This window comes from Devosia sp. Root105 (assembly GCF_001424865.1).
Lineage (GTDB): Bacteria > Pseudomonadota > Alphaproteobacteria > Rhizobiales > Devosiaceae > Devosia_A.
On sequence record NZ_LMCR01000016.1, the window covers coordinates 386,766 to 405,429 of the forward strand.

At 65.2% G+C, this 18,664-nt stretch carries 17 protein-coding genes; 9 read left to right on the plus strand and 8 right to left on the minus strand.

The window, feature by feature from the left end:
• Nucleotides 1-69 precede the first annotated feature (69 nt).
• The 6 genes from araD1 to ASC68_RS18075 all read left to right on the plus strand — a co-directional run bounded on the left by araD1 (nt 70) and on the right by ASC68_RS18075 (nt 8,679).
• Entirely contained in the window at nt 70-1,062 is a 993-nt protein-coding gene (gene araD1 / locus ASC68_RS18050; protein ID WP_055882580.1) for an AraD1 family protein, read from the plus strand.
• A 257-nt stretch (nt 1,063-1,319) separates the two neighbouring features.
• Nucleotides 1,320-3,419, plus strand: coding sequence for a calcium-binding protein (locus ASC68_RS18055; RefSeq protein ID WP_055882276.1), 2,100 nt, complete (start codon nt 1,320-1,322; stop codon nt 3,417-3,419).
• A gap of 234 nt (nt 3,420-3,653) precedes the next feature.
• Nucleotides 3,654-5,372, plus strand: a complete 1,719-nt coding sequence (locus tag ASC68_RS18060) for a type I secretion system permease/ATPase (RefSeq protein WP_248310558.1) — start codon at nt 3,654-3,656, stop codon at nt 5,370-5,372.
• A complete protein-coding gene (locus ASC68_RS18065; RefSeq protein ID WP_082528256.1) occupies nt 5,365-6,663 on the plus strand; it encodes an HlyD family type I secretion periplasmic adaptor subunit in 1,299 nt (432 codons plus the stop codon). The genes ASC68_RS18060 and ASC68_RS18065 overlap by 8 nt, the downstream gene beginning before the upstream one ends.
• A 373-nt stretch (nt 6,664-7,036) precedes the next feature.
• Nucleotides 7,037-8,068 (plus strand): aldo/keto reductase, encoded by a 1,032-nt coding sequence (locus ASC68_RS18070; protein WP_055882282.1) that lies wholly within the window; start codon nt 7,037-7,039, stop codon nt 8,066-8,068.
• A 17-nt stretch (nt 8,069-8,085) separates the two neighbouring features.
• Complete coding sequence (locus ASC68_RS18075; RefSeq protein ID WP_248310559.1) at nt 8,086-8,679, plus strand: HAD-IA family hydrolase; 594 nt, start codon at nt 8,086-8,088, stop codon at nt 8,677-8,679.
• A gap of 73 nt (nt 8,680-8,752) precedes the next feature.
• Here ASC68_RS18075 and ASC68_RS18080 read toward each other — a convergent pair whose 3' ends face one another.
• From ASC68_RS18080 to flgB, 8 genes are all read right to left on the minus strand, one after another.
• The gene (locus tag ASC68_RS18080) at nt 8,753-9,940 is read right to left on the minus strand and encodes an SAM-dependent methyltransferase (RefSeq protein WP_197421285.1); all 1,188 of its coding nucleotides are present in this window, start codon (nt 9,938-9,940) and stop codon (nt 8,753-8,755) included.
• Nucleotides 9,941-9,973: 33 nt separating this feature from the next.
• Nucleotides 9,974-12,538: a cell cycle histidine kinase CckA gene (locus ASC68_RS18085; protein WP_055882287.1), complete on the minus strand. Its 2,565-nt coding sequence runs from the start codon at nt 12,536-12,538 to the stop codon at nt 9,974-9,976.
• A gap of 359 nt (nt 12,539-12,897) precedes the next feature.
• Nucleotides 12,898-13,980: a flagellar biosynthesis protein FlhB gene (gene flhB, locus ASC68_RS18090; protein WP_055882290.1), complete on the minus strand. Its 1,083-nt coding sequence runs from the start codon at nt 13,978-13,980 to the stop codon at nt 12,898-12,900.
• A gap of 104 nt (nt 13,981-14,084) precedes the next feature.
• Nucleotides 14,085-14,855 carry a flagellar biosynthetic protein FliR gene (gene fliR / locus ASC68_RS18095; protein WP_244488495.1) on the minus strand — a complete coding sequence of 257 codons (771 nt, stop codon included), beginning with the start codon at nt 14,853-14,855 and terminating at the stop codon, nt 14,085-14,087.
• Nucleotides 14,856-14,857: 2 nt separating this feature from the next.
• Nucleotides 14,858-15,124, minus strand: a complete 267-nt coding sequence (gene fliQ, locus ASC68_RS18100) for a flagellar biosynthesis protein FliQ (RefSeq protein WP_055882293.1) — start codon at nt 15,122-15,124, stop codon at nt 14,858-14,860.
• A 200-nt stretch (nt 15,125-15,324) separates the two neighbouring features.
• Entirely contained in the window at nt 15,325-15,648 is a 324-nt protein-coding gene (gene fliE / locus ASC68_RS18105; protein WP_055882295.1) for a flagellar hook-basal body complex protein FliE, read from the minus strand.
• Between the two features lie 23 nt (nt 15,649-15,671).
• Nucleotides 15,672-16,085 carry a flagellar basal body rod protein FlgC gene (gene flgC / locus ASC68_RS18110; RefSeq protein ID WP_055882301.1) on the minus strand — a complete coding sequence of 138 codons (414 nt, stop codon included), beginning with the start codon at nt 16,083-16,085 and terminating at the stop codon, nt 15,672-15,674.
• 2 nt (nt 16,086-16,087) lie between these two features.
• Nucleotides 16,088-16,486, minus strand: a complete 399-nt coding sequence (flgB, locus tag ASC68_RS18115; protein WP_055882304.1) for a flagellar basal body rod protein FlgB — start codon at nt 16,484-16,486, stop codon at nt 16,088-16,090.
• 191 nt (nt 16,487-16,677) lie between these two features.
• Between flgB and ASC68_RS18120 the strand changes: the two genes are divergently transcribed.
• From ASC68_RS18120 to ASC68_RS18130, 3 genes are all read left to right on the plus strand, one after another.
• A complete protein-coding gene (locus ASC68_RS18120) occupies nt 16,678-17,292 on the plus strand; it encodes a flagellar biosynthetic protein FliO (protein WP_055882307.1) in 615 nt (204 codons plus the stop codon).
• A 52-nt stretch (nt 17,293-17,344) separates the two neighbouring features.
• The gene (gene fliP / locus ASC68_RS18125; protein ID WP_244488514.1) at nt 17,345-18,037 is read left to right on the plus strand and encodes a flagellar type III secretion system pore protein FliP; all 693 of its coding nucleotides are present in this window, start codon (nt 17,345-17,347) and stop codon (nt 18,035-18,037) included.
• 104 nt (nt 18,038-18,141) lie between these two features.
• Entirely contained in the window at nt 18,142-18,591 is a 450-nt protein-coding gene (locus ASC68_RS18130) for a hypothetical protein (RefSeq protein ID WP_055882309.1), read from the plus strand.
• Nucleotides 18,592-18,664: the final 73 nt, after the last annotated feature.

Below are 18,664 nucleotides of genomic sequence, written 5' to 3' on the forward strand. Positions count from 1 at the left end.
CAAAATCCAAATGCAATCGCGGCTGCGCCGCGCTATAGGGCGGCAACGAAAATCAAGGGAATGGGCTTCATGCATCTCATCCAGTTCCAGGACGACAAGGGCGCGCGCGCCGTCGGCGCCACCGAAGGCGGCGTCACCAGCGTGGTCACCGGAGCCCAGAGCGTCTATGCGCTCGCTGCCGAAGCCGCCGAGCGCGGGCTGTCGCTGCGCGCCGTGGTCATCGAGAAGGGCCTCGGCGCCAAGCTCGATCGCGAGGCGCTCGCCCGTGAGGGCCGCCTGCTTGCCCCGATCGACCATGTCGATCCGTCGCACCTCTACGTCACCGGCACTGGCCTTACCCACCTGGGTTCGGCTTCGACCCGCGACGCCATGCACAAGTCGAACCAGCAGCAGGCTGAAGCGCCGCTGACCGATTCGATGAAGATGTTCCGCATGGGTCTCGAAGGCGGCAAGCCCGCGCCGGGCGAGATCGGCGTGCAGCCCGAATGGTTCTACAAGGGCAACGGCTACACCGTCACCGCGCCGGGCCAGCCGATCCCCTCGCCTGCCTTCGCCAAGGACGCCGGCGAGGAGCCCGAGATCGCCGGCATCTACTATATCGGCAAGGACGGCACGCCTTTCCGCCTTGGCTTCGCGCTCGGCAACGAGTTCTCCGACCACGTGACCGAGCGGGTGAACTACCTGTTCCTCGCCCATTCCAAGCTCCGCTTCTGCTCGTTCGGGCCGGAGCTGCGGGTTGGCGAGCTGCCGCGCAACGTCTCGGGCATGTCGCGGATCCTGCGCGCCGGCAAGGTGCTGTGGGAGAAGCCGTTCCTCTCGGGTGAGGACAACATGAGCCACACCATCGCCAACCTCGAGCACCACCACTTCAAGTACGACCTGTTCCGCCAGCCGGGCGACATCCACGTCCACATGTTCGGCACCGCGACGCTGAGCTTTGCCGACGGCATCAAGACCGAGCCCGGCGATGTGTTCGAGATCGAGGAAAGCCAGTTCGGCCTGCCGCTGCGCAATGCCGTCGCCTGGAACGACGACCGGCCCGTGACCATCCGCCAGCTCTAAGGGCTGGCCATCGTTGAGTTTTTGAGGAGCCGGGCCATGTGCCCGGCTCCTTGCTTTTCGGCCTTTTCCACAGCGTGCACATTTCGGCCCCCTCCCCGCCCAGATTGATGGGCGATGTTGCGGGCGTTCTCTTGGCAATTTGGTGCAAATCCGATCGATCGGCCTCAGCCGGGATTAGCGCTCGTCAGGAACACTATAGCCGCGGTGCAAAGGGAGGCATTCGCGTCCACCTCCACCTATAGCGAAAGGTACTCCCAATGATCACCGTATCCGCCTCGACCTCCGCGGCCGAGCTGCAGACCATTATTGACTCCGCTCCGGCTGGCGAAACCATCCTGATGGGCGCCGGCACGTTCGAGTTCAATGAGACCGTCGTCATCAACCGCGACGACATCACGGTGATGGGCACCGGTTCGGGCGCCACGACCATCGAACTCACCGGCAATGCCCGCGCCGGCGGCGCCTTCCAGGTCGGCGGCGTCATCGACGTACCAAGCTACTCGGGCGAGTTCGCGCTGGACGAGCCGGCGGCGGAAGGCTCGATGTACCTGCACCTGGCTGACGCGTCGGGACTCGCAGCAGGCGATCACCTGTGGATCGAGCTCGAGAACACGCCCGAATATCTCGACTCCATCGGCGATACCGAGTGGCGCGAGGATAAGCCTTTGCGCACCTCGATGGTCGAGGTCGCCTCGGTCAACGGCAACACCGTGCGGCTGACCAACGGCCTGGCCTTCGATTTCTCCACCATTGCCTCGGTGCAGAAGATCGAGGTGGCCGAGAACGTCAAGCTCGGCGGCTTCACCATCGAATCCGGCCTCGCCGAACAGGATCCAGGCAGCTTCACCAATGTCTCGGAGGCGTTCGACCGCTCCAACGTCATTTCGCTGTCGGGCACCAGCCACACAAAACTGTTCGACATCGCCATCGACAACGCCCCGTCCAACGGCTTCACCTTTGCCCAGTCGATCTTCCTCGAGGCCTCGAACCTCTCGGTCGATGGCGCGGTGAACAAGGGCGATGGCGGCAACGGCTACGCCTTCCAGCTCAAGGCGCTCTACGACAGCCAGCTGGTCGGGCTCGAAGCCTTCGACACCCGCCACGCCGTGCTGTTCGCCAGCTGGACCAGCGAAGCCAACAACACCATCCAGGTGCGCGAGACCAACCGCGACATCAACTTCCACGGCGGCGACGACCACGACAACATCGTCATGGTGCTAAGCTCGGAACGCACCGATCTCGAAGCCACCTACCTGTCGCCGACCCTGTTCGTGAACGACGAGGGCACCAGCTATGGCGCCCCCACTAACCCCCATGCCAACACCGTCACCTTCGACGTCGTCAAAGGCACCAACAAGAGCGAACTGCTGGTGGCCAATGACAGCGGCGTCGAGTTCCATGCCCGCGCCGGCGCCGACATTCTCGTCGGCGGCAATGGCAGTGATCGGCTCTACGCCGAAAAGGGCGACGACCTGGTGTTCGCCTCGAAGGGCAACGACGTCATCGATGGCGGGCTCGGCACCGATGTGCTGGCCTATGCCGGCGACCGTGATGACTACACGCTGACCCGCGACCTCTCCGGCCGCTTCGTCGTGCACAAGGCCGGCGGCAGTTACGACATCGTCGGCGGCGTCGAAGCCTTCCGCTTCGCCGATGGCACGGTGGCTACCTCGACCCTCACCGACCTGCCGACCACCTATTTCGGCTCCGACGACGCCGATCGCATCGTCGTCAGTTCGGTGCATGACGTGGTGCTGTCGGGCGGCGGCTACGACCGTATCGTGGCCTCGACCAGCTACGTGCTGGGCGACGAGAACGAGGCGCTGGAGCTCGTCGGCGATCGCGCCGTCAACGGCTTCGGCAACGCTTCCAACAACAGCTTCACCGGCAACGATGCCGACAACGAGCTGTTCGGCTTCGGCGGCGACGACCGCTTCTTCGCCCGTGGCGGCAATGACTATCTGTCCGGCGGCGACGGCAGCGACGATCTCTACGGCCAGGCCGGCAACGACCGGCTGTTCGGCGGCAGCGGCGATGACCTGCTGAATGGCGGCTCGGGCAGCGACACCTTCGTGTTCTCGGCCGGCCGCGACACTGTCGAGGACTTTTCGCTTCGCTCCGGCGACCGGCTCGACACCGGGCTCACCAGCTTTGCCTCACCGGAAGCGTTCCTCGCGGCGTTCCGAGAGGCGGCGGCCAGCGGCGGCGACAGCTTCGATACGCTCGGCATCGATGTCGATGGCAGCGGCTACCACGTCGAAATCCGCGTCGCCGATACGCATGGCGACCCGCTCGTCATGGGGCTCAACGGCGCGACGCTCGAATCCCTGTTGGCATCGTCGGACTGGATCGTCTGACCTGCCCTGAATTTCGGCACGGGGGCACCCAAATACCTGTTGCTGAAAAATGCGGCACCAACCCCGCATGACCTGAACCCCGGAACCCCAGTGTTCCGGGGTTTTTTCTTGCTCGGCATCGCATCGGCCATGCCATCCAGGCATGGCTACTATCCGACGGCGCCGGTTCATGCATGGCGCGGCCGAAACGAGACTCCGCCGCACTGGCCCAATCGGGCAGCGACGGGGTGTGAAATGTCGAACGGCGCCAGGCGCGAAAGCGTCGTCCGCGCCCTGATGAGGCGCACCGGCTTCCCGCTGCTGGCGCTTGGCCTCTTAAGCCTTGCCACCAACCTCCTGGTGCTCACCGGCCCGCTATTCATGTTGCAGGTCTACGACCGAGTGCTGGCCAGCCGCTCGGTGCCGACACTGGTGGCGCTGTTCGCGCTGGTCGCTGGCACCTATGCCTTTCTCGCTTTGCTTGACCTCTTGCGCTCGCGCATGGCCTTCCGCTTTGCCGGCGCGCTGGAGGCCTCGGTCGCGCCCGACGTGTTCCGCGCCTCGCTCCGCGCCGGGTTGCTGCCGCTCGGCCTCGTGCGACCCGACGCGGTGCGCGATCTCGATTCCATCCGAAACTATGTCGGCGGGCCGGGACCGCTGGCGCTGTTCGACCTGCCCTGGCTGCCGGTCTATCTGGGCGTGGTTTTCCTGTTCCATCCGGCGCTCGGCTGGCTGGCAACCGGCGGGGCGCTGGTAGCAACGACTTTGCTGGTGATCAACGAGCGCCTGTCCGGACGGCCTACCGCCGAAGCGGCCGCTGCCATGGCGCATCGCCAGGCGCTCGGCGAGGATGCCCGCGCCAATGCCGAGCCGGTCTTCGCCATGGGCATGCTCGACGATGTCACCGGCCGCTGGCAGGCGCGCTCCGAGGCACTGGCCGAGGTGCAGAACCGTGCCTCCGACGTCGGCGCGCTCTACTCGTCGGTAACCAAATCGTTCCGCTTCCTGCTGCAGTCGGCAGTGCTGGCGCTGGGCGCCTATCTGGTGATCCGCGGTGAACTCTCGGCCGGGCTGATGATTGCCGCCTCGATCGTTACCTCGCGGGCCCTGGCGCCGGTCGAGCAGGTGGTGGCGCAGTGGCGCGGACTGACAGCGGCCCGCCAGGCGCTGCGCCGCACCGAGATGCTGCTGGCAATGCAACCGCCGGCGGGCAACCGGCTGAGCCTGCCCGACCCGCAATTCACTCTGGAAGTCCGGCAGTTTGCCACTGGGCCGGACCTGGAAAAACCGCCGCTGGTGGCCGGTGTCAGCTTCACCCTCGCGGCGGGCGAAGCCATGGGCGTGCTCGGCCTTTCCGGCTCGGGCAAGACCTCGCTGGCGCGCGGCCTCTGCGGCATCTGGCCGGTGCAGCAGGGCGAGGTACGCCTCGATGGCTCGGAGCTCACGCATTTCGATCCGATCCAGCTCGGCCGCCGCATCGGCTACCTGCCGCAAAGCGTCGGGCTGTTCGACGGCACCGTCGCCGAGAACATCGCCCGGTTCCGCCCCGACGCCGACAGCGAAAGCGTGCTGAAGGCCGCCCGGCTGGCCGGCGTGCATGAGCTGATCACCGGCCTTGCCGATGGCTATGACACCCGGATCGGCTCCCGCGGCGCGGCGCTGTCGGCCGGGCAACGACAGCGCATCGGACTGGCGCGGGCGCTTTATGGCGACCCGTTCCTCCTCGTGCTCGACGAGCCGAACGCCAATCTCGATTTCGCCGGCGACAACGCGCTGACCACGGCGCTGACCGCCGCCAAGGCGCGCGGCGCCGTGGTGATCGTCATCGCCCACCGGCCCAGCGCCATCGCCGTGTGCGACAAGCTGATCTACCTGGTGAACGGACGCCAGAGCGCCTTCGGCGCCAAGGAGGACGTGCTGCGGCAGGTCACCGCCCCTGCCCCACGCATCGAAGGGGTGCGGATCAATGGCTGATCCCCTCAGAAGCCTCAGGCGGCATGCCTTGGCCGGACTCGGCGCCATTGCGCTGTTCATCGGCCTGCTCGGTGGCTGGGCCGGCACCACCGAGATCGCAGGCGCAGTGGTGGCGCAGGGCACTGTCGTGCCGCTCGAGGGCAGCAAGCGCGTGCAGCACCCGGAAGGCGGCGTGGTGAGCGCCATCCTGGTCAAGGACGGCGATGCCGTCGAGGCGGGCCAATTGCTGGTTCACCTCGACAGCACCACGGTTTCCGCCAATCTCGCGGTCATCGTCTCGCAGCTGAGCGCCGCATTCGCCCTCGAGGCGCGGCTCACCGCCGAGAGCATCGGTAACGACGAGCTGACGCTTCCAGCCAGTCTTGAGGCCTGGCCGGACCGCGCGACGCTCGACGGGTTGCTCGCCGCGCAGGAGCGGCTGCGCCAGAGCCGTGCCGCGGCGCAGGCCGGTCTCACGACGCAATTGGAAGAGCAGATCGGTCAGCTCGGCGAACAGATCGCCGGGCTTCAGTCCCAGCAGGCAGCGGTGCGCCGGCAGAGCGAAATCCTCGCCGACGAGGTCGTCGATGCCGAGGCGCTGTTCCGCGATGGCCTGATGGAAGCCAGCCGGCTCAATGCTTCCAAGCGCGAGCTGGCGCGGCTCGAGGGCGAGGCCGGCAACCTCACGGCCGAGATCGCCTCCGCTCGTACCGCCATCGCCGGCAGCCGGGCCAAGATCGCCGAGAACACCGCCACCTTCCGCGCCGGGGTGCTGGAGGACCTGCGTGATGTCGGGCTGCAGATCGCCGAACTGCTGCAGCAGAAGATCGCCGCCGAGGACCGGCTGGCAAAACTCGAGATCCGCGCGCCACAGGCCGGCATAGTGCACGAGTCGATCGTTCGCACCGTCGGTGGCGTGGTCGCGGCCGGCGAGACGCTGATGCAGGTCGTGCCCCATACCGACCGGCTGGCGCTCGAGGCGCGCGTCTCGCCGCTCGATGTCGACAAGCTGACCGTCGGCCAAGCCGCCGCGGTGCGGCTCACCGGGCTCGATGCCCGAACGACGCCCGAACTGGTGGCCGCGGTCGATTCCATCTCGCCCGATCTGTCGCGTGATCCGGCGACCGGCGTCGCCTATTTCTCGATCCGCATGAAACTGAGCGAAACCGAGCTCGCCCGCCTGCCTCACGGCCAGCACGTCACCGCCGGCATGCCGGCCGAGGCCTTTCTGCGCACGGCGGACCGAACGGTGCTGTCCTATCTGCTGGGCCCGCTGGCGGCGCAGCTCAGCCACGCGTTTCGGGAGGATTAGGTCCAAGAGAGGGTGGGACCATTGTGCCCTCCAAGTCCCCTCTCTTGCGATTTCTAAGGCTTAGCCAAGAAGCTAAGCCCAAGAAATCGCTTTCTCCCCCACAAGGGGGGAGATGATCGGTGGCTACCATTCGCATCGGAACATCAGTCGGGCCTCTCCCCCTTGGCGGGGGAGAAAGCGAAAACTTGGGCTTAGCGTAGCTAAGTCCTTAGTTTTCGCCAGAGAGGGGGGTTTTGGGAGCCACAGTGGGGCAGCCCCGTTTCCGACTGTTGGACCGGCGCTTCCCCCTTGCCCTAAACCCTTTGGCTGGTTTACCCCGTGCAACTGACATGTCAGTGTCCGCCGCCGTCGGGCCAAGGGAGTTTGTACATAGATGAGCGCCACCAGTTTCAAGCAGCGCCAGGTTGGTCGGACCAGCCTCGAATTGACCGAGCTCGGGCTCGGCGGCGCGACGCTCGCCGGCATCTTCACCGAGGTCCCCGACGAGCAGGCCCGCGCCACCGTCGGCGCTGCCCTCGATGCCGGCATCCGCTACTTCGACACCGCCCCGCAATATGGCTATGGCCGCTCCGAACACCTGATGGGCGATGGCCTGCGCTTCCGCACCGAGGGCGTCGCCATCTCCACCAAGGTCGGCCGCCTGCTGCGGCCGGTACAGTCGGAGGCCGAGCGCGACTATCCGCATAACTGGATCAAGCCGCTGCCGTTCGAGCAGGTCTACGATTACAGCTATTGGGGCGTGATGCGCTCCTACGAGGCCAGCCTCGCCCGCCTCGGGCTGAGCAAGGTCGACATCCTCTATGTCCACGATATCGGCCTCGCCACCCACAGCGCCGAGCAGAACCCGATCTACTGGAAGCAGCTTGCCGAGGATGGCGGCTACAAGGCGCTCAACGAGCTGAAGGCGACCGGCAAGGTTTCGGCCATCGGCCTCGGCGTCAACGAGTGGCAAGTGCTGATGGATGCCTTCGCGCTCGGCGATTGGGACGTGTTCCTGCTCGCCGGCCGCTACACGCTGCTTGAGCAGACCTCGCTCAGCCCGTTCCTCACCACCTGCCTCGAACGCGGCGCCTCGGTGGTCTGCGGCGGCCCGTTCAATGGCGGCGCCCTGATGGGCACCGGCACCTGGAACTACGCCAAGGCGCCCGAGCACATCATCAAGCGCGTCTCCGACCTAGAAGCGCTGTGCAAGGAATTCGGCGTGCCGCTCGGCGCCGCCGCGCTGCAGTTCCCGCTCGCCCACAAGGCGATCTGCAACATTCTCCCCGGCCCCAAGTCGCCGGCCGAACTCAACGGCATCCTCGACTGGTGGAACGTCACGATTCCGGACGCGCTGTGGGATGCCCTCGCCGATCGGAAGCTCGTCGAAGCCGGCACGCCACTGCCGAACGGCCGCACCGCGTGATGCCACACAGGGTGCTGATGATGGACGTCGACGGCGTCCTCGTCAGCGGCCGGCCGACCGACGGCCGGCATCTGTTCGCCGAACTGGAAGCCGATCTCGGCCTGTCGCCCGATCGGCTGCGGGAGACGTTCTTCACGCCGTTCTGGGAAGACATCGTCACCGGTCGCGAAGCGCTGACCGAACGGCTGGCGCCGGTGCTGGCCGAGATTGCGCCAAAAGTTTCGTGCGAGCGGCTGATCGCCTACTGGTTCGAGAACGACTCGCGGGTCGACCAGGCCGTGCTTTCAGCAGTGAAACGTTATCGAGAGCGTGGCGTGCCGGTGTTCCTCGCCACCAACCAGGAGCACATGCGGGCCGACTACCTGATGCAGCAGGTCGGCCTCGGCGCATATGTCGACGGCATCATCTATTCGGCGGCGCTCGGCCACCGGAAGCCACATGCCGAGTTCTTCGAGCGCGCCGCGGCCATTGCCGATGCTCCGCCCAAGGACATCGTGCTGGTCGACGATACGCTGGCCAATGTCGAAGCGGCGCGGCAAAGCGGTTGGAGCGCCGTGCACTGGACAGGCGACAGCACGCTGGACGACGAGTTGGCACGGTACCTAGGCTGACAGGGCACTTTTCCAACACCACCCGCCGGTGTCATCGAGTTTGGGGCAGCAGCGGTGGTGCTACCACCTCAGCTCAAAGCCCCACCGCATCCTCGAGATAGTGCCGGCGGATGCCGAAGAACTCTTTGGCTTCCGCCAGCTTCCTCAGCTGCGCGGCATCCTTGCCCCGCTTGCTCTTGGTCGCAACGATCAGCACGTTCTTGGGCGTGTGCACGTCCGAGATGAACTCGAACACTTTGGTCGAGTAGCCGAAATGCTCGAGGATCATGGCGCGCATCGCGTCGGTGACCATCTCGGCCTGCCGCTCGACGAAGATGCCGTGCTTCATCAGGAAATCCAGCGCGTTGCCGTGGTTCGAGGTTTCGATCTCGCGGCGGATCTGCTTGTGGCAGCAGGGCGCCACGACGATCAGTTCGGAACCGGCAGCGATCCCCTTGGCGATGGCGTCGTCGGTAGCGGTGTCGCAGGCGTGGAGCGCGATCAGCACGTCGGCACCGGCGGAGTCGAAATTCTCGATCGTCCCCTGCTCGAAGCTCAGGTTACCGATGCCGGTGGCGCGGGCCGTCTCGTTGCAGAAGCTCACGAGATCGTCGCGGAATTCGACACCGACCACCTCGGCGGAACGTCCCAGGTTCTGCTTCAGATAGTCGGCCACGGCGAAGGTCAGATAGCCCTTGCCGGCGCCCATATCGACCACCCGGTTCAGCTTGCCCTCCGGGATCGCCTTCAGCAGCGGTCCCAAAATTTCGACATAGCGGTTGATCTGCCGGAACTTGTCGCCGGCCGCCTTCAGCACCTGCCCATCAGCGCCGGTGACGCCGAGCTCGGTGAGCCAGGCTTTGCCGGCCGCCGGGATCGGGCGGGCCTTGGCGCGATCGTGTGACAGGGTGGCCGGCGCCTTGCTGGTCCGCTCGCTCTGCTTCAGCCGCGGCGCCTTGCCCTGGCTGTCGAACTGCAGATCGAACGCCGTGGTGAACAGGAAGGCCTGGCGAAAGTCCTTCTCCATCAACCGCCTGAGCTGGCCGATCGCGCCAGCGGGCGGATGGTTCTGCGTGAGGTCGCGGGTCTGGTGGTGGAAGGTGAAGCTGAGCTTCAGCTGCTCGCGGATGGTCGCGGGTTTGACATCGACGCTCTTCAGCGTCTCGTCGGCGCCGAACGGCAGGCGCAGCGCCAGGCGCACAAAGCTGCCATCGGCGACGGCGCTGTCGAGAGCGGCAAGGAACTGGTCGATCTTGGGAAGGCTGGTATCCATGTCCGGCATATAGGCCTGCTGGAGCCGAAAGGCTACTGCCCGCTACTCGGCGCCCTGTTCGACCTTACCCAGCACGTCCTTCACCTTGGTGTTGATCTGGTCGAGCGAATACGGCTTGGGCAGGAACTCGACGCTCTGGTTATCGGCAATGTCCTGCCGGACGTTCTCTTCGGCATAGCCGGAAACGAAGATCACCTTGAGATCCGGCATGTGCTCGCGCACCTTGGTGAGCAGCGTCGGGCCGTCCATTTCCGGCATCACCACGTCCGAGATCATCAGGTCGATCTTGTAGTCGAGCTCCTCCAGCACATCGAGCGCCTCGTCGCCGCTATCGGCCTCGAATACCTCATAGCCGGTGGTGCGCAGCGCCCGCGCCGAAAACGCCCGCACGCTGTCCTCGTCCTCGACGATCAGGATGCGCTCATGGCCGGTGAGGTCCTTGACCTGCACCACTGCCTGTTTGACCGGCACATCGCTTTCGGTCGGCACGTAGCGCGGCAGGAAGATGCGGAACGTGGTGCCCTTGCCGACGATGGAGTCGGTGTAGATGAAGCCCGACGACTGCTTGACGATGCCATAGACCGTCGAGAGCCCGAGGCCGGTGCCCTTGCCGAGTTCCTTGGTGGAGAAGAACGGCTCAAAGATCTTTTCGAGGATTTCCGGCGGCATGCCGGTGCCGGTGTCCTCGACTTCGATCAGCACGTAATCGGCCGGCGGCATCCCGGTATAGGTGAAGCCGCTGGCCTCGCCCTCGGTGACATTGCGCGTCCTGAGCGTGATGTCGCCGCCATTGGGCATCGCATCGCGCGCGTTGACCACGAGGTTGACCACCACCTGCTCGAGCTGCACCAGGTCGGCCTTCACCGGCCACACTGGGTTGGAGTGCTCGACACTGAGGGTGATCTGCTCGCCGATCAGCCGCTTCAGCAGCACCGTGAGGTCGTCGAGATGCCCCGGCACCTCCAGTACCTGCGGCCTGAGCGTCTGCCGGCGCGAGAACGCCAGCAGCTGCCGGGTGAGGCCGGCTGCGCGGTTGGCGCTGTTCTTGATCGACATCAGGTCGGCAAAGCTCGGGTCACCCGGCTTGTGCTTCAACAGCAGCAGGTCGGCGAAGCCGATAATGGCGGTCAGCACGTTGTTGAAATCGTGCGCCACGCCGCCGGCCAGCTGGCCCACAGCCTGCATCTTCTGGCCCTGGGCGAACTGCGCCTCGAGCTTGCGCTGCTCGCTCATGTCGAGTGCGTAGACGTTGATCCGCTCCGCCGCGCCCTCGGCTTCCTCGGAGCTCGAGACATAGAGGCGCACCGCGTGGTCGCTGCCACGGGTCAGCGTCGCATCCACCGGCTCGATCTCGGAGCGGCTGGCCAGCGCCGCGTCGATCGCCTTGGCGAAGGCCTCGCGGTTGCCCTCGGCCAGCAGGTCTGCCATCGGCTGCATGTCGATCGACTGCTCGCCACCGGCCCAATCGAAGATCCGGCTGAACGGCGCATTGGTGCGAATGATGCGGCCGGCTTTGTCGAGCGTCGCGATGGCGAACGGCGTGTCGTTGAAAAAACGCGAGAAGCGGACTTCCGACGCGCGCAGCGCCTCTTCCTTGTCGGCGCCCTGCCGGCGATCGAGCACCAGCGTGCGGGTCTCGCCGAGCTCGCCATCGGCGAGGCGCGCGGCGCGATGCATCAGCCGCACCGGGAAGCTGGTGCCGTTGCGGCGGACGAGGTCGATATCGATGATCTCGGTGCGGATCTCGCCGTCCGAGCGGCCGCGCATCAACAGGCTCGCGCCGTCGCCGCGCACGATGTCGCTGAGCCGGATGGCGGTGGATTCGAACTCGGCGAGATCGTAGCCGAGCCAGTCCGCGAGGGTCGAGTTGAGGTACTGCACCCTGCCCTGCGCGTCGGCAGAGAAGAAACCGGCCGGCGCATGGTCGAGATAGTCGATGGCGCGCTGCAGTTCGAGGAAGGCGTTGTCCTGCCGCTCGCGGTCGCGGGTAATGTCCTCGACGGTCCACAGCACCAGGGGCTTGCCGCCCTCGTCGATGGTGGGCAGGGCCCGCACCCCGACCCGGTACCAGAACGGCTTGGTCGAGCCGCCCACCGAACCGCCGAGCCCGCCGATGATGCGGATATCCTCGATCGCCGGCCGGCCATCACGGGCCGCGCGCGCCAGCCGATACACCGCTTCGGAGGCCTCGGGCTCGCCGGCGAACAGCCGCGGCACCGAAACCGGCACGCCGTCGGTCACCCCGCCGGGAAACTCGCCGTAATGCGCGTTGACATAGCTGATCTTGCCTTCGCGGTCGGTGACCAGCGCGCCGAACGGCAGGCTGTCGACCACGGCGCGGCTGAGCGTCTGGGTATCCTCGCTGGCCGAGAAGCGGAACAGCCCTGCGGCCACCGCGAACAGGCAGAACACGCCGACCACGGCGAGCAGCCCGAGAAACACCAGGATCAGGTCGGCCGGAATGCGGTCGCCCAGCGTCGCCAGCAGCACGGCGCCCGTAATGAAGAAGGCCGCCAGCGCCACCACGCGCCAGAGCCCCGCGCTGCTGCGCCCGCGGTTCAGCAGCGGGTTGGGATAGTTATCCTCGTCGAGCGGCAGAGGTGCCATGCGCTGGTGGTGCCCCGGGGAAAAGTCACGCCGAATCGGCCTTCTCAAGGTCTAGCAAAGCCACAAGTCGGTTGGGTAGCCGCAATGGCGTTATCCCCGTCAGGTCGGGCAGATTTGTGAGGGGGATGGAAGGGATACAGCACCAGCCTATCAGCCATCTCCCCCTCGGCGGGGGAGAAAGCGAAAACTTGGGCTTAGCGCAGCTAAGTCCTTAGTTTTCGCAAGAGAGGGGGACGTGGAGAGGCACGGAGGCTCCGCATCCCCTCTCTCTTGGAATTTCGAAGGCTTAGCCAAGAAGCTAAGCCCAAGAAATCCCACTCTCCCCCGCACGGGGGAGATGGGCATCGAGTTGCCTCTCCCTAACCCGCCTTCCACCCGCGGCTCTGCTTCAGCCGCATCACGAAGCCGATGACTTCGGCCACCGCCTTGAAGTGCTCGGTCGGGATGGTCTGATCGATGTCGACGCTGGCATAGAGCGCCCGGGCCAGCGGCGGGTTCTCGACGATCGGCACGTTGTTCGCTTTGGCCAACTCGCGGATACGGAAGGCGATGGCGTCGGCGCCTTTGGCGACGCATTGCGGCGCCGCCATGTCGCGATCGTATTTCAGCGCCACGGCGAAGTGGGTCGGGTTGGTGATCACCACCGTCGCCTCGGGCACCGCCGCCATCATGCGCTTGCGGCTGCGCTCCATGCGTACCTGCCGGATGCGGCCTTTGACCTTGGGGTCGCCTTCCTGCTGCTTGTATTCGTCGCGGGTTTCCTGGACCGTCATCTTCAACCGGTTCCACCAACGGGTGCGCTGGTAGACGTAGTCGGCGATGGCGACGACGGTGACCACCGCCAGCACCGCCCCGAAAATGTTGAGGCTCAAATCCATGAACTCGGCGGCGATCATCGCCGGCTCGAGCTGGATCATCATTTCGAGGCTGTCGATCTTGGGCGCCAGCACGAACCACAGCACCGCCGAAACCACGGCGAGCTTGATCAGCCCCTTGACGAAGTTGACCAGCGCCTCGGTCGAGAACAGGCGCTTCGCCCCTTCGATCGGGTTGATCTTGGAGAATTTCGGCTTGATCGGATCGAGCGACAGCAGCGGCCGGTGCTGCACCAGGTTGGCGGCAATGCCGAATGCGGCGAGGACGATCGATGGCAGGATCGCCACCATCAGGATCGAGCCCGCGAGGCTGCTCCAGAACGCCGCCAGCGCCTGACTGCCGACCTCGAACTTTTCCGCATTGCCGAGCAGCACCTTGAGCTGTTCGACGAGGCTGGCGCTGGTCGGTCCGGCCATCATGGCAAACACCAGCGCCGAGCCCGACAGGATGAACCAGGTATTGACCTCCTGGCTCTTGACCACGTCGCCCTTCTCATGGGCGTCACGAAGCTTTTTTTCCGAAGGGTCTTCGGTTTTTGATGACTGTTCCGGGGCCTCGTCGCTCATCTACCGCATGTCTCCCGAAAGTGCGTACCGGTTTCGGGACAAAGACATGCGCAAAAACAAAGAGCTAAGGCGCACGAAGCGACTCCTGGAGATCGCGACGCGCATTAGCGAACGCCGCGCAGCATGGCGAGCACGCCCTCGAAATGCATCAGGTAGAGGCCCATCATCATGGCCAGCAGCAGCGCCATCAGGATCAAGCCGACCCCAACCGTCGCCGGCATGGCGATGAAGAACACCTGCAATTGCGGCATCAGCCGGCTGAGGATGCCCATCCCCAGGTTGAACACCAGCCCGAACACGATGAACGGCGCCGACATCTGCACCCCGATGACGAAGGCGCCGGCGACGGTATCCACCACCGTCTCTGCCGCATCGCCGAACATCAGCGGCTCTTTGGGCGTGAAGATCATGTAGCTGTCATGGATCGCCGACAGCGCTACGTGGTGAAGGTCGGTGGCAAAGATCAGCGTGATGCCGAGAAAGCTGAGGAACGCACCGATCAGCGCGCCCTGCACGCCGCCATTGGTCGGGTCGGCCGCCTGCGCCACCGAGAGGCCGGATGACGAGGCGATAATGGCGCCGGCGGCCTGGGTGCCGGAAACCGCCAGCCGGGCGATGGCGCCAAGGATCAGCCCGACAATCACCTCGTGCAGCACCACCACCACCATCTCGGGCAGGTTGGTCGGCAGCGCCGGCAGCTGCGGCGAAACGATCGGATAGAGCACGGCGGCGAAGACCAGCGCGAAACTCAGCCGCATGCGGGCCGGGATGGCGGTTTCGCCCAGCGCCGGGATCAGCATCAGCATGGCGCCGACGCGGGCAAAGATCAGCACATAGAAATAGGCGGTCTCGGGCAGCCAGTTGAGCGAGATCATCGTCAGCCGCCGGACATGATCATGTCGGCGAGCTTCGTCATATAGCCACCGAGGATGGCGCCCATGAACGGCAGCGACAGCAGCATGGTGACGAAGATCGCGAGGATTTTCGGCACGAACACCAGCGTCATTTCCTGGATCTGGGTCAGCGCCTGGAACAGCGCGATGACCACGCCGACCACCAGCCCGACGATCATCATCGGCGCGGCAACGAGGATCATCACCCAGATGCCCTCACGGGCAAGATCGAGAACCGCGGCGCCGGTCATGCTGTGGCGCTCCCGAAGGCTGCTGGTCCGCCGGTACCCGCCTCCCACTCGGCGTCATCCCCGCGAAAGCGGGGATCCATTCCGCCGCTTGCGCGGGCGGAGACCTGGGTCCCAGCTTTCGCTGGGATGACATCGGTGAGTGGGTGAGAGTGGTTCATGAGCGGCCCTGCCTGCTGCACGATATCGCGAGTCGCGAACCGTCAGATCGGCATCCGCATGATTTCCTCATAGGCCGAGATCACCCGGTCGCGGACCGTCACCATGGTATCCATGGCGAGCTCCGTCTGGCTGATGGCCGTCACCACGTCGACCATGTCGCCGCGGCCGCTGACCATCTCCATCGCCTTGGTGTCGGCGACCTTGCCACTGTCGACCACGCCCTGCACGGCCTGGCCGAGCATCTTGGCAAAATCCTGCCCGCCGCCGAGATCGGCGACCTGGTTGAGTTGCGGCTTCTGCGCCTGCCCCAGGAGCTTGGCGGCATTCGAATAGGCCGCCGTGGCGGCGTTGATTGGAAGAGCCATGATCAGTTCCTGGAAAAAACGCGTCAGCCGCGCAGGATATCGAGGGTGGACCCCAGCATCTGCCGGGTGACGGTGACGACGTTGAGGTTGGCCTCGTAGCTGCGCTGCGCCTCGCGCATATCCATCGTCTCGATCAACGAGTTGACGTTGGGGTAGCGCACATAGCCGGTGGCGTCGGCGGCCGGGTGGCCGGGCTCGAAGCGCGAGGTGAAGTCGGACTGGTCGTAGGCGATGCGGCCGATTTCCACCTTGGTGGCGCCGAGCTCGTTGTCCATCACCGCCTTGAAGGTCGGGATCTTGCGCCGATACGGGTCCTCCCCCGGCGTCTTGCCGGCCGAGTCGGCATTGGCGAGGTTTTCGGCAATCACCCGCATGCGAGCCGACTGGGCATGCAGGCCCGTCGCCGCGATCTTCAGGGACGAAAGAAAGTCGTTCATCGCTATGCCTGCTTGCCGAGGGCGGTTTTGATCAGCTTGACCGAGCGCGTGTAGAGCGTCGTGATCGCCTGGTAATCCATCTGGTTGCCGGCAACCTTCATCATCTCGTCCTCGAGCGTCACACCGTTGCCCTCTGGGGTGATCTCAAAGCTGTTCATGGTGCGGGCGCCGAACCCGTCGGCATCGGTGCCGGAAATCGCGATGTGCCCCGGCTGCGTCGTCACCGTCGCGATCTTTGCCGTCGACAGGTTCTTCATGTGCTCCTCGAAGCCGTAAGCCTTGAGGTCACGACCGCGGTAGCCGGGAGTATCGGCATTGGCGACATTTTCGGCGAGCAAGGTCTGGCGCGTCTGGTGCCAGCGCATCTTCTCGCCGATGGCGTCGAGCAGTCCTAATTTCATGGTGAGCCGGGTCCAGAATCCCCTGAGGAACTGGGCAAATCCTGCCTAGCAAGCGTTAACGAGACATTAACCACGAGCCTCCGCACGCCGAGTTGTCTCGCATTTTGCATAATCTGGGCGCATTACTCGGCAATAAGTTCCACTGATTTGCGTTCGGATGGCCACCCCGAGCGTCGAGGGAGTGCGCGGCGATGCAATTTATGACGAGTTTGCTGGGCGAGTCGGCCGGAACCATCGTCACCTCGGTGCTCGCTTTGGGCATCGTCCTGGTGCTGATCGTCCTCGGCCTCTGGGCGCTGAAACTGCTCACACGTGGCACCACCGTCGTCGGCCGGGGCCGCAACCGGCGGCTCAGCGTCATCGACCACATGCAGGTCGACGCCAAGCGCCAGCTGCTGATCATCCGGCGCGACAATGTCGAGCACCTGATCCTCACCGGTGGCCCGCAGGACGTCATCGTCGAGACCGGCATTCCGGTGGAGCGCCCGCCGATGCCGACCCGCCGCAGCGTCGAACACGAAGTGCCGCCGCCGGCCACCCCGACGCTCAGCACGTCCGAGATCGACCGGCTGCGCGAGTTCGTTCGCCCGGGCGCACGCAAATCCACCTCGCTCCGCCATACCGGTTTGTTGCGCCCGGTCAGCACCATGGAGCCCGCCATTATCCCGATGCCGGCGATGACTGGGGATAACTCCGGCCGCGGCAAAGCCGACTCAGCTACAACGCCCGCAGGCAAGGACAACGGGCGGACTGCGCTTGGCGCTCAACGCAATCTCGGGGACGAACCCAAAGCGGATAGCCGCTAGTCGCCCCGCACTTCGCCGGGTCCTTACGCTACTCGCCTTTCTCTGTGCGCTGATCCTGCCGGGCCTCGCCTTCGGCCAGGACATCTCGATCGATTTCGGCAACGACGCGACCATCACCGAACGGGCGGTCCAGCTCGTCGGGCTGATCACCCTGCTCTCGCTGGCGCCGTCAATCCTCGTCATGGTGACGAGCTTCACCCGCATCGTCGTGGTGCTCTCGCTGCTGCGCACCGCCATTGGTCTTCAGACCGCGCCGCCCAACTCGGTGATGGTCAGCCTCGCGCTGTTCCTCACCCTCTTCGTCATGGGCCCGACGCTACAGCAGAGCTACGACAACGGCATTGCGCCGCTGGTTGCCGGCCAGATTCAGGTCGAGGAAGCCTTCACCCGGGCCTCGGCGCCAGTGCATGACTTCATGGCGGCCAATGTCCGGCCCGCCGACCTGCAGCTGTTCTTCGACATGTCGTCAACCCCGGCCCCCGCCGATCGCACGGCGATCCCGCTGCAGGTGCTGATCCCGGCCTTCATGATCTCGGAGCTCAGGCGCGCCTTCGAGATCGGGTTCCTCTTGTTCCTGCCCTTCGTCATCATCGACATGGTGGTGGCGTCGGTGCTGATGTCGATGGGCATGATGATGCTGCCACCGGTGGTGATCTCACTGCCGTTCAAGCTGATCTTCTTCGTGCTGGTCGACGGCTGGCACCTGGTCGCCGGCTCGCTGATCAGAAGCTTTGTGAGTACTTAGCAAAGCTGTGTGGACGTCCCTCTGGCAATGCGCTGATCAGAACCGGTCACGATCCCGCCGGGATTTGAAGCGCAGGTTGGTCCGAGGAAGCGGAGCTCGTCCCGGTGAACCATTTGTTTGCAGCAGCCCTCTTGTGGGTAGCGCTAACCGCACAAAGTCCCGCTCAGAGCATTCCGCAGTTCACCGTTGACGTACGCAACGGCAAACTCGTGCTTCCGACGCATGGTTGGGGAGAACCGGATCACCCCGACGTCTATTGGTTCGATCTCGACGAGACCACGCAGCTTTCGGAAGGTGTAGAGTATCTCGCCGACATCGAACTGACCTCTCCCGATGGGACCAAGCACCAGTTCGGGGCGGCGAAGGTGTTTCGAGAGAGCGTGGAGCCGCCACCGATGGGTCTTACCCCGTCTGTTCGGCTCATCCTCTGGCTAGATGACAAGATCGAGCCGGAGCTTGTCGAGACGGTCACTATCAGCGCGAGCGAACGGTGCGTGCTGCCCGAGAGCGGAAACTTCTACTATGGCATCTCGCCGTTGGCGGCCTGCTGGTAAGGGCCGCGTCCGGCTGCTTGCATAGGCTGCTGTGGCCCGGTGGTCCATTCCAGTGAAAGCGGGAACCTCCGTT

Excerpts from the sequence above, each read along its gene's own strand:
- araD1 (WP_055882580.1), top strand. The coding sequence starts at position 70 with ATGCATCTCATCCAGTTCCAGGACGACAAGGGCGCGCGCGCCGTCGGC.
- ASC68_RS18055 (WP_055882276.1), top strand. The coding sequence starts at position 1,320 with ATGATCACCGTATCCGCCTCGACCTCCGCGGCCGAGCTGCAGACCATT.
- ASC68_RS18060 (WP_248310558.1), top strand. The coding sequence starts at position 3,654 with ATGTCGAACGGCGCCAGGCGCGAAAGCGTCGTCCGCGCCCTGATGAGG.
- ASC68_RS18065 (WP_082528256.1), top strand. The coding sequence starts at position 5,365 with ATGGCTGATCCCCTCAGAAGCCTCAGGCGGCATGCCTTGGCCGGACTC.
- ASC68_RS18070 (WP_055882282.1), top strand. The coding sequence starts at position 7,037 with ATGAGCGCCACCAGTTTCAAGCAGCGCCAGGTTGGTCGGACCAGCCTC.
- ASC68_RS18075 (WP_248310559.1), top strand. The coding sequence starts at position 8,086 with ATGATGGACGTCGACGGCGTCCTCGTCAGCGGCCGGCCGACCGACGGC.
- ASC68_RS18080 (WP_197421285.1), bottom strand. The coding sequence starts at position 9,940 with ATGCCGGACATGGATACCAGCCTTCCCAAGATCGACCAGTTCCTTGCC.
- ASC68_RS18085 (WP_055882287.1), bottom strand. The coding sequence starts at position 12,538 with ATGGCACCTCTGCCGCTCGACGAGGATAACTATCCCAACCCGCTGCTG.
- flhB (WP_055882290.1), bottom strand. The coding sequence starts at position 13,980 with ATGAGCGACGAGGCCCCGGAACAGTCATCAAAAACCGAAGACCCTTCG.
- fliR (WP_244488495.1), bottom strand. The coding sequence starts at position 14,855 with ATGATCTCGCTCAACTGGCTGCCCGAGACCGCCTATTTCTATGTGCTG.
- fliQ (WP_055882293.1), bottom strand. The coding sequence starts at position 15,124 with ATGACCGGCGCCGCGGTTCTCGATCTTGCCCGTGAGGGCATCTGGGTG.
- fliE (WP_055882295.1), bottom strand. The coding sequence starts at position 15,648 with ATGGCTCTTCCAATCAACGCCGCCACGGCGGCCTATTCGAATGCCGCC.
- flgC (WP_055882301.1), bottom strand. The coding sequence starts at position 16,085 with ATGAACGACTTTCTTTCGTCCCTGAAGATCGCGGCGACGGGCCTGCAT.
- flgB (WP_055882304.1), bottom strand. The coding sequence starts at position 16,486 with ATGAAATTAGGACTGCTCGACGCCATCGGCGAGAAGATGCGCTGGCAC.
- ASC68_RS18120 (WP_055882307.1), top strand. The coding sequence starts at position 16,678 with ATGCAATTTATGACGAGTTTGCTGGGCGAGTCGGCCGGAACCATCGTC.